Origin of the sequence: Polyangium sp. 15x6, from assembly GCF_029960785.1 — a bacterium.
Taxonomy (GTDB): Bacteria; Myxococcota_A; Polyangia; order Polyangiales; family Polyangiaceae; genus Polyangium.
In genome coordinates, this window is the sequence record NZ_JASBQE010000056.1 from 31,042 (window position 1) to 44,483 (window position 13,442).

Genomic DNA, 13,442 nt, shown 5'->3' on the forward strand with positions numbered 1-13,442 from the left:
TTTGGCTGCGTGGAGCACGTATCCTGGGCGGGCGGATCACCCAACCGTCATTCCACAGGAGTCGACATGAATGAGCGAGAGAGAGAAGTCAAACTGCTCCGAGGGGTGTCCTCGCTCCTGGGACTTGGCAACAGCGAGAGGACGTTTCGGCTTTGGTTCGATCTTCTCAACGGACGAAAGGTCGTTCGCCTGTGGCCATCCGGTCTGATCCACCTGCGTTGCTCGCGCGATTGGGCGGATTGCCAAGATGAAGACCTCTCAGAGATCGTTGACGTGGACGTTCGACGCGGCAAGCTGACCCATGAGGAGGGAAAGCAATACGGCTACAAGGTCGATCCGGCAGATCTCCCGGAGTCGTGGTTCATCCATTTCGAAGGCCAAATGGTGCTCACGATCGTGTGCTTGGACATCGAGGTGGAGGAGCTCGACCTCGGGTCCCGGTATCCCCATCTCGCGCAATGGTGATGTCCCGGATGTGCCCGGACCCCTCCCTGAAGTGCCGTGGCCGAGCTCCGCTGATGGCGCTCCACGACGCCTGCCGGGTCTCCCCCTCCCCAACCCCCTCTCCGCGGCCTGGCCGGAGGCGCCGTTTGCGCTCACGATTGCCGACATGGCCGACCTCTTTTTTACCCCGTCGGGCGTCCGGCTGCGTCGTCACTCGAGCCGCCCCGGAGACCTCAACTGGCTGCTCCTGCCGGGAGGACCCGGCATCGGCTCGGAGAGCCTCGAAGGACTCGCCGACATCCTGGATGTGCCGGGGGCCATCTGGCTCGTCGATCTGCCTGGAGACGGCTCGAACCGCGACCCTCCTGGGAGCCTCGCGACTCCTTTTGATGCCTGGCCCGCGGTCGTGGCCGAGGCTGCCAGGGCGCTCCCGAACGTCGTGTTCGCCGGACATTCGACCGGCGGCATGTATCTGCTTTCGACGCCCGAGCTTGCGCCGCACCTCGAGGCCCTGGCGCTTCTGGACACCGCTCCGGACGCCCTCTGGCATCCGCGCTTCGTGGAGATGACCCAGGCGAATCCGTTGCCCGATGTCGAGGCGGCGACAGCGATCTACGAAGCGGATCCGCGCGACGAGAACATCGCCGCGATTGCGGTGGCGTCCGCGGAATGGAACTTCACCCCGGCCGGGCTTTCGGCGGGACGCGAGCTCCTCGCGAGGATGCCTTACAACAGCGCGGCGGTCGCGTGGTCGGAGGCGAATTTCGACCACGTCTACCGGGCCTCGTGGTGGCCGACTCGAATCCCGGTCCTTCGACTGGCCGGCTCGGACGATCGGATCGTCTGGCAAGGCGGTTGGCACGACCCGAGGTTCCAGACGCCCAACGTCATCGAGCGCGTCATCGAGGGCGCTGGGCACTTCCCCTGGATCGAGAATCCCCAGGCTGTGCGAGCGGCCTTCGCCGAACTGGCGCTCCGCATCGCCTGAGCCTCCTCCGACGGCAGGGCCTTCAGATGACGCAACTGAGCTCGATCATCGTGTCGTAGCAGCAGAGGCCGCTGCCGCTCGGATCCGGCTTCGGCCCGTCGTTCACCGAGTCGAGGCAAAAGCACATGTCCGTGTGTTCGCACGTGCACCCGAAATCGTAAGCCACCGCGATCGGACCTGCCGCGTTCTCCTTGCTCGGGCACCCGCTCGCTCCAGGCTGGAAGCACGCGAGGAACGGCTGGGCCTGCCCATTCCCCGCGCACGTCATCGTGCCTGACGACGACGTGGGCCCGGGCCCCGTCGTCCCATTCGACGCCGTTTGTCCACCCGCGCCCGTGCCGCCCGCCCCCTCCTGATCGACGACGACCTTGGCGCCGCAACCCGCGAGCGCCCCCGTGATGACGAACGTGACGCCCACGCCGGCCGCGATGCGATGCGCGACGCTCCTCCAGATATGAGCCGAGTCATTCATGCCCCGATCATACGCGACGAGGCCCCGCGGGAAAGCGGTGCGCGCGGGACACCTCGGCGTCGAGGTATCAAGGGTGCGCCGCTCGGCGGTCGTTCGCCTCGGCGACGCGGCGCTGGCAGCTCGCGAGCTGCTCGGCGGCGACGTCCTCGGACACGCCGAGCAGCTCCTTTCGTAGCTCGATGGGCGGGCAGTAGCGGGTGGCCGTCCAGAGCGCCGGGTCATCCAGGCTGGTGAAGCGCTGGAGGCGGGGCCATACGGTGGCCCAGGACTTCATCTTGCCGGTGGCTGGGTCGATCCCGCTATGCGAGGCGGTGACGATACGCGTGCCGTCCGGGCTCCACGCCGCCGAATGGGCCTCGAACTCGGGGATGCGGAGGATCGCCGGCTCGCCCGTGCCATCCGCGTTCCACACGCGCACGGTCTTGTCATCCGAGAAGGTGACGATCTGGGCGCCATCGGGGCTGAACGTCCCCACTCCCCTTGCTCCGCCACCAACGGGTGCGCCGTGCCCCTCGAGCCGCAGGGGCTTGCCCGTCCCATCGGCGTTCCAGACCCAGGCGGTCTTGTCCCAGGAAGCGGTGACGATGCGTGTGCCGTCGGGGCTAAACGCCGCCGAAGAGACGCCATCCTGGTGCCCCTCGAGCCGCAGGGGCTTGCCCGTCCCATCGGCGTTCCACACCCGGGCGGTCTTGTCTGCCGAAGCGGTGACGATGCGCGTGCCATCGGGGCTAAACGCCGCCGAATAGACGCGATCCTGGTGCCCCTCGAGCCGCAGGGGCTTGCCCGTCCCATCGGCGTTCCACACCCGGGCGGTCTTGTCCCAGGAAGCCGTGACGATGCGCCTGCCGTCGGGGCTAAACGCCGCCGAAGCGACGCGATCCTCGTGCCCCTCGAGCAGCAGGGGCTTGCCCGTCCCATCGGCGTTCCACACCCGGGCGGTCTTGTCCCAGGAAGCGGTGACGATGCGCCTGCCGTCGGAGCTCCACGCCGCCGAAGAGACGCGATCCTGGTGCCCCTCGAGCCGCAGGGGCTTGCTCGTGTCATCGGCGTTCCACACCCGGGCGGTCTTGTCCCCTGAAGCCGTGACGATGCGCGTGCCGTCGGGGCCAAACGCCGCCGAATAGACGCGCTCCTGGTGCCCCTCGAGCAGCAAGGGCTTGCCCGTCCCATCGGCGTTCCACACCCGGGCGGTCTTGTCCCCTGAAGCCGTGACGATGCGCGTGCCGTCGGGGCTAAACGCCGCCGAATAGACGCGAGCCTGGTGCCCCTCGAGCCGCAGGGGCTTGCCCGTGCCGTCGGCGTTCCACACCCGGGCGGTCTTGTCCCAGGAAGCGGTGACGATGCGCCTGCCGTCGGGGCTGAACACCGCCGAATAGACGCGATCCTGGTGCCCCTCGAGCCGCAGGGGCTTGCCCGTCCCATCGGCGTTCCACACCCGGGCGGTCTTGTCCCAGGAAGCGGTGACGATGCGCGTGCCGTCGGGGCCAAACGCCGCCGCATGGACGCTCGCCTGGTGCCCCTCGAGCCGCAGAGGCTCGCCCGTGCCATCGGCGTTCCACACCCGGGCGGTCTTGTCTGCCGAAGCGGTGACGATGCGCGTGCCGTCGGGGCTCCACGCCGCCGAATAGACGCGATCCTGGTGCCCCTCGAGCCGCAGGGGCTTGCCCGTCCCATCGGCGTTCCACACCCGGGCGGTCTTGTCCAAAGAAGCCGTGACGATGCGCGTGCCGTCGGGGCTGAATGCCGCTGAATAGACGACATCCTGGTGCCCCTCGAGCCGCAGGGGCTTGCCCGTCCCATCGGCGTTCCAGACCCAGGCGGTCTTGTCCCCTGAAACGGTGACGATGCGCGTGCCGTCGGGGCTGAATGCCGCCGAATAGACGACATCCTGGTGGGAGAGAACCACGCGCGCGATTCCCTGATGCTTGGCCCAGAGGGCCAGCTCGCGCCACCGCGGCGGAAGCTCGCCCGCAGGCTCCATCTCGCGTAGGAGGGCGAGGACCAGGGTCGGGTCGGACTGATGCTCGCGGGCGCTCGCCATACGGCTGGCATTACGCGCCTCGGCCGCCCGCTTGTCCGCCTGGGCGGCGCTCTTCCGGGCGTCGTCGGCGCTCTTCTGCGCCTCCGCGGCGCTCTCTTGGGCCTCTACGGCCTTGTCATCGGCCCGCCTCGCCTGGCTTTTGGCCTGCACGCCGAGGAGCGAGACCACGAATGCAAAGAACGCGAGAAACGCAATGACCCCGCCGGTCACCTGGCGGCGCCGCCGCCGCGACAGCGATGCGAGCCGAACGACAGCTTCGAGATACCCCCGATCCCGCTTCCCGAGCCCGAGCGTCCCCTCCGCGTCGCCTTCGGCCCTCTTCCGCGCGAGCCATTGCTCCGCCTTGCTCGCCGCCTCGTCGCGCCACAAAAACCCCTCCGCCTTGCCGTTCTTCTCCCATTGCGAAGCCGCGCTCCGCAGCTCGACCAGGAACTCCGCGTCCTTCTCGTTCTCGTCGAGCCATTGCTCGAGCTTCGCCCACCGCTCGATGAGCGATTCATGCGTCAGCTCGACGGTCTTGCCCTCGCGCTCGCCGCCCGCCTCGATGGAGAGCAGCCGCGCATCCGCCAGATGGTGCACCACCTGCTCGGCCATGGACGCCTCCTCCGAGAGCACGCAGAGCTCCTCCAAGCGCACCACCGCGCGCGTCCGCTCCGGCGTCACCAGGCGCAAGAAGATGGCCCGCGCGAGCCGCTGCTCGGACACGCTCATCCCCGAGAGCACCGCGTCCGCGTGCGCCGAGAGCGCGCCCGAGGCGCCGCCCAGCGCGCGGTACGCCTTCCGCGTCAAGAGCCGCTCTTCGCGGTCGCGCGCCTCCCATAACTTCGTCGCCGTGAACTGCAAGAGCGGCAGTGGGCTCTTCATCCCCCCGAGATCGCCGAGCATCTCGTCGCAGAGCCCCTCGTCCTCGAACCGATAACGCGCCGCCGTGAGCGGCCTTTGGAGCGCGCTCCGCATCCCCTCGGCCGTCATGGGCGGCAGGAACACGAGCCCCCGGGTCATCGCCGAGAGAAACCGCCGGTCCTCCGACACGCGATCGAGAAAATCCGCGCGGATGGTCACGATCACCCGCAGCGGCGACGACGCGTCGTCGGCCACGCCCTCGAGGCACGCGCAAAACGCGGCCCGCTCCGACGCCTCGCTCCCCAGCGTATACAGCTCCTCGAGCTGATCCACGACGAGCAGAATGCGGTGCTCGCCGCCGCGCTTTCTGCATCGCGCGCGCAGCCTCTCGCCGAGCGCTCCCGGCTGGGCCCGCAAGAGCTCGGCGATCGCCGCCGGATTGGCTCCGCCTTCGGCCGCGTTGCCCGAGCTGTCCACGAAAAACGCGAGCACGTCGGCGAGCGCGGCGAGAGGACGCCGCCCCGGGCGAAGGACGAACGCCTCCATCTCGCGGCCCGCGCGCCGGAGCGCCGGGATGACGCCCGCTCGCACGAACGAGGATTTCCCCGCGCCCGAAGCGCCCGCGATCGCGACGAGCTGCTGATGGCGGAGCTTGCCGAGCACCGCGGCGATATCGTCGTCACGCCCGAAGAACCGCGCCGCGTCCGATTCTTGAAATGCGGACAGGCCCGCGAAGGGGCTCTCGTCCTCGGCGAGCGCCGCGGGCTTCTTCGTCTCTGCGCCGAGCCGCTCGAGCAGCCCCACGAGCTCCTTCGCCGAGCCGATTCGCTCGCTCTTGCGCTTCTTCAAGCACCGATCGATCACCTCCGCGAGCGCATGGCCCGCGCCGAGCTTGTCACGGGCGCTCGGCATGGGCGTATCGAGATTGGAAACCCCCACGAGATCCGGTAGGTCGAGCGGCGCGAGCGGATGCGCGCCGGTCGCGAGCTCGAACAGGACGAGCCCCGCGGCCCAGATATCGCTGCGCCCGTCGAGCGGCTCGCCGAGCCATTGCTCCGGCGACATGTACGGCATCGTCCCCACGAGCGCGCCATCCTGCGTCAGCTCGGTCAATTGGGGCTTCGAGCCGACCGCGGCGGGCCATGTTTGCATGAGGTCGAGGGAGACTTGCTTGGCGATGCCGAAGTCGACCACCTTCACCTGGCCGCCGTCGGCCAGCAGGATATTTTCGGGCTTCAGATCCCGGTGGACGATGCCCATGGCGTGCGCGCAGGCGAGGGCGCGCGCGACGGGGAGCATCAGCTCCACGACCACGGCCGTGGTGTCATGCCCCCTCTCCGTCATTGCCTCGCGCAGCGTGCGACCCTCGATATACTCGAGGACCATGTACGGAGAGCCCTGCGCGTCGTCGACATCGTAGATGACGACGATATTCTCGTGCTTGCATTGCGCCGTCGCGCGCGCCTCGGCGAGGAAACGTGTTGCCGCTTGCCCCGTATGCTCGAGCAGGAACTTGATGGCGACGAGCCGGCCCAGGCGAACGTCACGGGCCAGAAAGACCATCCCCATCCCGCCCGCGCCGAGCTTGCGAATGAGCTCGTAATGTTTCAGGACCGTGCCAGGCTGCAAGTGGAGATGGGCGCCGGAGGCTCCCTCGGGCATCGCCCAATCGCGTGGAGCGACGGCAGGCGTGACGCTCGACGACGCGGCGAGCGTGTCCATCAGCGCATCCGCGGGCTCATGAGGTGTGGAGGCGCCTGCTCGAGCGGCGGAGGATGAATCGTCGGAAGGGGCCATGACGGTGCGCCTTATACAGGAGTGGACGTGGGGCACATGTTCTTCCGACAGCGCTTCCGTGTCAAAGGGCAACCCTCGCGCAGCCGCTCGGGTCCTTCCCCTCGGGACAAGCTGCTGCCGCTGCTGCGTCTGGTCTGGGTAGAATCGCGCAAACATCCCCCCTCGACCACGACAGCAGCATCACGAAGCACGCGAGCTTGCGCGTCGCATTTCGGATCTGGATCGCACCGAAGCTCGCCCTATTCCTCCCGCGGGGCCGAGAGACAGACCGGAAGCCAAGCCGGAGAAGCGGAGCCGAAGAGGCGGGCGATTCAGATTTCCGCGATTGTGGGGGACTGGTGACACATGGGCGGGTTCGCCCCACGATGCTTGACGGGTCCCGGGTCGAGACCCATCAGCATCGTGGTTGAGGTTGCCAGCTCGGAGTGCAAACCCACGGAGACGTCCATGGGCGGTCATTCGATCACGTATCGAACGCCGATCGATGGATTCGCCGGCTTCCCGACGAGCCGTGGCGGCTACCGGCAAGAGAAACCGACCTTCGTGACGTTGCAACGGAGAGGGAAAACCATGGCCAGCGAAAAGACGAACACCCGAGAGCCCAAGGAGAACGAAGCGCTCGTACGGCGGTACATCGAGGCCATATGCAGGGGCGACCACGCTACCATCGGTGAGCTGCTCTCGGAGGACATCGCGCACGACTTCAGCCGCGATGGGATACACCTCGACCTTGGGCGGAATAACGCCGTCGCGTGGGCGAAGCGCGCCGGACGCGTGGACGTCGAGGTGCTCGATCTCTTCGCGAGCGACGACAAGGTGGTGGGGCGCTACCGCTTCCGGATACCGGGGGACGTGGTGCTGGGAGGGAAAAAAGGGGTCTCCGCCGCAATGACCGGGATCATGATTGCGCGCATCCAGGCCGGCAAGATCGTCGAGGTATGGCACGAGCAAGACACGCTCGGCATGCTCCTCGCGCTCGGCCTCGCGATCGTCCCCATGGCTTGACGTGCATCGGCACGCGCTTGTGCGGTCCGGCCCGGACGTGGCGACGGGCCAGACCGCATCCTGGAAAAACGCCACACGGAGGGGAAGCAGATCATGAATATCAAAGAGCAATCGCAGTTGCACGAAGATCCTCGCAAGATCATCGGCCAGGTCTCGGCCAAGGCCATGGTCGACGAGGAGTTCAAGAACCGCCTGATGATGGAGCCGGAGCCCGTCCTCGCCGAGCACGGCCTCGATATCCCGGCGGGCATGAAGATCGAGATCATGAAGGCGTTCGAGGACGTCCCGGCCGAGCGCAGCCCGAACACGCTGTACCTCGTCATCCCGGAGGTGGAGGCGATGTCGCACGAGGAGCTCTCCACGGCGATGCTCGCCGCGGCGAGCTGCCAGACCACGGCCAGCACCGCGTGCACGACCCCGTCGTGCGTCTCCAGCGCTTCTTCGGCTTCGTCGAATAGCTGCAGTTAGAATATCGTGCACACGGCGCGCGACCTGCGCGCCGCGGGGCCATCGCCCGGGGCAGTTCGGCGCCGTGGGCACGACATTACGCTGCGGTGTGCGCGCGCTCGGCGCGCTCGCGCGAAAGCAGCGCTCTGCCGCGACCCCGGAGGACAGGGCCACGAAGATCAGGATCGGTGTCGTCATGCTGCAAATGCCCAAGCTGAAGAGCCACCTCCACGCCGAGATCCTCGGTGATCGCGTCCTGTTCATCGGCGAGGGTCGGTATTTCGTGGTATCGGGGCAGGTCTACGCGCGTGTCGTACCCATGCTCGACGGCCGGCGCTCGACGGACGAGATCATCGAGCTCTTGCTGGGCGATATTTCGCCGGCCGAGATCTACCACGCGCTCCTGGTCCTCGCGCAGAACGGCCATATCGAAGAGGCGTGCCACGCCCTTCCGGAGGGCGCCGCGGCCTTCTGGAATACGCTGGGCCTCGACACGCTGGCCGCGGCCGAGCACCTCGCCGCGAAAACCGTGTGCGTGATGGCCTGCGGAGACGTCCCGGAGGCCGACCTGCGCGCCCGGCTGGGTGTGCTCGGCGTCCGGGAGGCGCACGAGGAGGAAGCCCACCTCGCCGTGGTGCTGGTCGACGATTACCTGCAAAATGGCCTGGAGGAGATCAACCGGCGCGCCCTCGCGACCCGCAAGCCGTGGCTCCTCGCCAAACCGAACGGCATTTTCTCCTGGGTCGGACCGATCTTTCGGCCCGGCCACACGGGCTGCTGGGCCTGCCTCGCGCAGCGACTTCGGGCCAACCGTGACGTCGAGGAGTTCGCCAGGCGGGCCCGGGAACGGGCAGCGCCCTATCCAACGCGCGGAGCCTTGCCCTCGACCCTCGACGTGGGGCTCGGCCTCGTCGCGACCGAGATCGCGAAATGGCTCGTCCTCGGCGGAAGCCCTGCGCTCGACGGCCAGCTCGTGACGTTCGACGCCATGTCGCTCCAGACGCAGCGCCACGTCCTCGTCCGCCGCCCCCAGTGCCCGGCGTGCGGCGCCCCCGAGCGCCGCGCCGTCGAGGCCCCCGAAGGCCTGCACCTGCGCAGCGTCCCCAAGACCTTCGTCGCCGACGGCGGCCACCGCGCCGTATCGCCCGAGGAGACGCTGCGAAAGTACGAGCACCACATCAGCCCGATCACGGGCATCGCGAAATCGCTCGCGCGCATCACGGATCAGGACGGCTCGCCGCTGCACGTCTACATCGCCGGCAACAACCTGGCTGCGTACCACGATTCGTTCCAGCGGCTGCGCCGCAACTTGCGGAGCGCCTGCTGCGGCAAGGGGACCACCGACGCGCAGGCACGCGCAAGCGGCCTGTGCGAGGCCATCGAGCGCTATTCCGGCGTCTTTCGCGGCGAGGAGATCATGCGCCGGGCCACGGCCCGCGCCCTCGGCGAGCAGGCCATCGATCCCACGAGCTGCACGCTCTACAGCGAGGCACAGTACCGCGATCGCGCGCTGTGGAACGCGCGCGACCGGCGCCTCGACACGATCCCGCTGCCCTTCGACCCGGGCGCGGAGCTCGACTGGACGCCGCTGTGGTCGCTCACGCGGCGGGAGACACGCTACCTGCCGACGAGCTATTGCTATTACAGCTACCCGTCCTCGCCCGAGCGTTTCTTCTGCTTCGCGGACTCCAATGGATGCGCCGCCGGCAACACCGTCGAGGAGGCCATCTTGCAAGGGTTCATGGAGCTCTGCGAGCGGGACAGCGTGGCCGCGTGGTGGTATAACCGCGTGCGCCGCCCGGCGGTCGATCTCGACAGCTTCGCCGAGCCCTTCATCCAGCGGATGAAGGACCATTACCAGAGCCTCGGGCGCGAGCTCTGGGTCCTCGATTTGACGGGCGATCTCGGTGTCCCGGCGTTCGTCGCCGTCTCGCGGCGCCTCGGCTGCGCCGTCGAGGACATCGTCTTCGCGCCAGCTGCCCATTTCGACGCCAGGCTGGGCGTCCTGCGGGCGCTGACCGAGCTGAATCAGATGATCCCCGGCGTCTCGCGCGGAAAGCCCGACGGCACCGGCTACGCCTACGATGATCCGGAAGCCATCCACTGGTGGCGTACCGCGCGTATCGCCGATCAGCCACACCTGTCGCCGGACGAGGGCGCCCCGCCCCTGCGGCAGAGCGATTACCCGTCGTTCCACACGGACGACATCCGCGACGACGTCCTGCGCTGCCAATCGATCGTCGAGCGCATCGGCCTCGAAATGCTCGTCCTCGACCAGACGAGGCCGGACATCGGGCTGCCCGTCGTCAAGGTCGTCGTGCCTGGCCTGCGCCATTTCTGGGCCCGCTTCGCGCCCGGCCGCCTCTTCGACGTCCCCGTGCGAATGGGGTGGCTACCCCGACCGCTCGCCGAGAGCGAGCTCAATCCGGTGGCGATCTTCATCTAGGGAGGCCCGACGATGCGCGACGACGATCTGCACGAAGCGCGGCCCTCCGCCGCGAGGTACGCTTCCCCAGGGCGATCGCTCTGCGTCCGGCTGAGGGACGGCGCGACCCTCACGGAGCGGCCGGACGGCGATCTCGCCGTGCATTCGGCCTTCGGCATGTTCGCGTGCAAGCGCATGACCCCCGGCTTGCGCGCCGCGTTCGACGCCCTCGCCGGGTCTTTCGTCACGGTCGACGCACTGGCCGATCGGGTCCTCGGGACCGACGGCGAAGGCGCGCTGCCGCGGCTCTACCTTCACCTCGAACAGCTTCGGCTCTCGGGGCTGCTCCAGCACGCCGCGGTGCAGGAAGGCGCGATCGTCGCCGAGATCATGGGCCTCGACCCGCGTTATCGGTTCACGATCCGCGCGCTCTCCTCCGCGCAGCCGTACCTCTTGTCGCGCTTCGCCCATTGCCGTCGCGAGGGCGGCCGGCTGGTCCTGGAGTCTCCGGTCGGGCACGCGCGGGTCGTCCTCCGGGATCCCCGCGCGGCGATGCTCGTCGCCCTGCTGGCCGAGCCGCACACGCTGCCCAGCCTCGCCGAGCGCCTGCCGGGGACCCCGGAGGAGGTCGTCGCCGATTGCCTCCAGCTCCTGCTCAACGCGGACACGCTCACGACGGCCGGCGAGGGCGCGTCCGCGGCCGAGGACGAGGATCCGGCGCTCGCGCAATGGGGTTTCCACGACCTGCTCTTCCACGCCCGCAGCCGTTTCGGGCGGCATTCCACCCCCTTCGGCGCCACGTTCCGCCACGCCGACCGGATCGCGCCCTTGCCGGCGGTCAAGCCGCCGCCCGGCGACGTGACGATCGTGCTCGAACGGCCCGACCTCGAGCGAATCCAGGCCGAAGACCCCCCGCTCGCGCGCGTCATGGAAGCGCGGCGCTCGATATACACGTACGGCGAGCACCCCATCACGCTGGAGCAGCTCGGCGAGTTTCTCTATCGGGTCGGGCGCGTCCGCTCCTCCGGCGAATTCCGGGTGATGAGCGAGGGCGGCCATACGCGGGCGCGCATGGAGGTGACGAGCCGCCCGTATCCGTCGGGCGGCAAATGCTACGAGATCGAGCTGTACCCGATCGTGCGCCGGTGCGAGGGTCTGCCGGGCGGCATGTACCATTACGACCCGCTGCACCACCGGCTGAGCCGCGTGCGCGAGCGCGACGGGTACGTCGAGGCGCTCCTGCGGTATGCCTCCGTGGCGGCGCCGAATGGCGACCCGCAGGTGCTCATCGCCCTCGCGGCACGGTTTCAGCGCGTATCCTGGAAATACGACGCGATCGCCTACGCGACCACGCTGAAGCACGTGGGCGTGCTTTATCAGACCATGTACTTGGTGGCGACGGCCATGGGCCTCTCGCCATGCGCCCTCGGCAGCGGAGACGCCGACCTCTTCGCCGCGGCCTCGGGGACCAGCTATTTCGCGGAGACCTCCGTCGGCGAATTCATGCTCGGCAGCGGGCCGGGGGGCGGCCGCTGACCGCCATCGAAATGGAGCGTGCAACATGTCCATGACCCTCTTTCACCGTGCCCTCGAGGCAAACGCCGTCTACAAGCGTTTCAACGAGCGGTGGGTCGCCGATCCCAGCTTCCGCGAGGCGCTCTCGCGGGACCCGAAAGGAACGCTCGAACGCCACGGAATCGCGTGCAGCCCGGAGGACGTCCGCGCGCCGAGCGAGGGCGGCTACTCGGCAGCCACGCGCGCGATGTGGCAGATCGTCCAGACGAAATCGCGCTGGGTGAAAGCCTTCTACCGGGGGGAGGGCGCGCCCGTCGATCCGCGCATCCGCGCCTTCCGCGAGCGACAAATCGCGCGCCAGTGGCTCGATCTCGGTCCGTTCCACACGCGCTCCAACATTCACGCCTCGCTGAGCATCGAGCTGACGAAGGGCTGCTCCGTGGGCTGCTGGTTCTGCGCGCTGAGCCCCGGCCGCCTGAGCGCCGTCTTCCGTCACGACGAGCAAAACCAGGCGCTCTTCCGGGGCGTGCTCCACGCGTTGCAGGATAGCCTGGGACCCGCCGCGAAGACGGGCTTTCTCTACTGGGCCACCGATCCGCTGGACAACCCGGATTACGAGCGGTTCTGCCTCGATTTCCACGAAACGATCGGCGTCTTCCCGCCCACGACGACGGCCCTGCCCCTGCGGGATCCCGCGCGGACGCGAGCCCTGCTTGCGATGTCCGAGGCGCGCGGATGCTGGCTCAACCGATTCTCGATTCTCAGCCTCAAGCAGCTCGACGCCGTGCACGCGGAATTCACGGCCGAGGAGCTTTCGCGGGTCGAGTGCTTGCCCCTCAACCGCGACTCGGCCTTCGCGTTCAGCAACGCCGGTCGGTTCCGGGAGCGGGCGAAGAAGGATCCGGGGCTCATGGACAAGCAGCGCAAGACCCTGCGCTGGGCGCCGTGGTACACGGGCGACCCGTCCTACGCGGGCGTCGATGCCTACCCGCTCGCGAGCATCGGCTGCGTGACCGGCTTCTTGCTCAACATGTGCGACCGCAGCGTGCAGCTCATCAGCCCCTGCACCGCGGACGAGCGCCGGCCCCTCGGCTACATCGTCCACGACGAGGCCACGTTCGAGGACGAAACCACGCTCGCGGCCGAGCTCTGCCGCATGATCGACGAGGCCATGTCCCCGGTCGTCCGGCCGGACGACCGCCCCCGCTTCCACGACTGGCTGCGTTACGAGGAGCTGCCGGACGGCTTCCAGTTGGTGGGACGATTCAAAGGCCACGCGACCTTCGAGGGCGGCGAGCGCGCCGCAGCGTGGCGGGCGCTCGGGGATCTCGTGCGGGGCGCCGGGAAGACGGCCGCGGAGATCACGCACATCGTGGCGGGGATCGACGGCGTCGGTCCGGCCGCCGCGCAGGAGATGCTCGACGACCTTCTGCGCGCGGGCGTGCTCGACGAGGTGGACGGCTGA

The 13,442-nt window shown here is 68.5% G+C and carries 9 protein-coding genes; 7 read left to right on the forward strand and 2 right to left on the reverse strand.

Going from position 1 to position 13,442, the window contains the following annotated elements; genetic code table 11:
* The first annotated feature begins 273 nt into the window (after positions 1–273).
* Together QHF83_RS32850 and QHF83_RS32855 are read left to right on the forward strand one after the other, a co-directional pair.
* Positions 274–465 carry a hypothetical protein gene (locus QHF83_RS32850; RefSeq protein ID WP_282421951.1) on the forward strand — a complete coding sequence of 64 codons (192 nt, stop codon included), beginning with the start codon at positions 274–276 and terminating at the stop codon, positions 463–465.
* A gap of 145 nt (positions 466–610) precedes the next feature.
* Entirely contained in the window at positions 611–1,432 is an 822-nt protein-coding gene (locus QHF83_RS32855; protein WP_282421952.1) for an alpha/beta hydrolase, read from the forward strand.
* Between the two features lie 22 nt (positions 1,433–1,454).
* Here QHF83_RS32855 and QHF83_RS32860 read toward each other — a convergent pair whose 3' ends face one another.
* A complete protein-coding gene (locus QHF83_RS32860; protein WP_282421953.1) occupies positions 1,455–1,904 on the reverse strand; it encodes a hypothetical protein in 450 nt (149 codons plus the stop codon).
* 67 nt (positions 1,905–1,971) lie between these two features.
* Positions 1,972–6,621, reverse strand: a complete 4,650-nt coding sequence (locus QHF83_RS32865; RefSeq protein WP_282421954.1) for a protein kinase — start codon at positions 6,619–6,621, stop codon at positions 1,972–1,974.
* 534 nt (positions 6,622–7,155) lie between these two features.
* Here QHF83_RS32865 and QHF83_RS32870 point away from each other — a divergent pair.
* The 5 genes from QHF83_RS32870 to QHF83_RS32890 all read left to right on the forward strand — a co-directional run bounded on the left by QHF83_RS32870 (position 7,156) and on the right by QHF83_RS32890 (position 13,442).
* On the forward strand, positions 7,156–7,590 hold the full coding sequence (locus QHF83_RS32870) for an ester cyclase (protein ID WP_282421955.1): 435 nt from the start codon (positions 7,156–7,158) through the stop codon (positions 7,588–7,590).
* A gap of 93 nt (positions 7,591–7,683) precedes the next feature.
* Positions 7,684–8,058 carry a hypothetical protein gene (locus QHF83_RS32875; RefSeq protein ID WP_282421956.1) on the forward strand — a complete coding sequence of 125 codons (375 nt, stop codon included), beginning with the start codon at positions 7,684–7,686 and terminating at the stop codon, positions 8,056–8,058.
* Between the two features lie 64 nt (positions 8,059–8,122).
* The gene (locus QHF83_RS32880) at positions 8,123–10,483 is read left to right on the forward strand and encodes a TOMM precursor leader peptide-binding protein (RefSeq protein ID WP_282421957.1); all 2,361 of its coding nucleotides are present in this window, start codon (positions 8,123–8,125) and stop codon (positions 10,481–10,483) included.
* Positions 10,484–10,495: 12 nt separating this feature from the next.
* Positions 10,496–11,998, forward strand: coding sequence for a SagB family peptide dehydrogenase (locus tag QHF83_RS32885; protein ID WP_282421958.1), 1,503 nt, complete (start codon positions 10,496–10,498; stop codon positions 11,996–11,998).
* A gap of 25 nt (positions 11,999–12,023) precedes the next feature.
* A complete protein-coding gene (locus QHF83_RS32890; RefSeq protein ID WP_282421959.1) occupies positions 12,024–13,442 on the forward strand; it encodes a radical SAM family RiPP maturation amino acid epimerase in 1,419 nt (472 codons plus the stop codon).

Coding starts and splice junctions, on each gene's coding strand:
- QHF83_RS32855 (WP_282421952.1), top strand. CDS start 611: ATGGCCGACCTCTTTTTTACCCCGTCGGGCGTCCGGCTGCGTCGTCAC.
- QHF83_RS32860 (WP_282421953.1), bottom strand. CDS start 1,904: ATGAATGACTCGGCTCATATCTGGAGGAGCGTCGCGCATCGCATCGCG.
- QHF83_RS32870 (WP_282421955.1), top strand. CDS start 7,156: ATGGCCAGCGAAAAGACGAACACCCGAGAGCCCAAGGAGAACGAAGCG.
- QHF83_RS32875 (WP_282421956.1), top strand. CDS start 7,684: ATGAATATCAAAGAGCAATCGCAGTTGCACGAAGATCCTCGCAAGATC.
- QHF83_RS32885 (WP_282421958.1), top strand. CDS start 10,496: ATGCGCGACGACGATCTGCACGAAGCGCGGCCCTCCGCCGCGAGGTAC.
- QHF83_RS32890 (WP_282421959.1), top strand. CDS start 12,024: ATGTCCATGACCCTCTTTCACCGTGCCCTCGAGGCAAACGCCGTCTAC.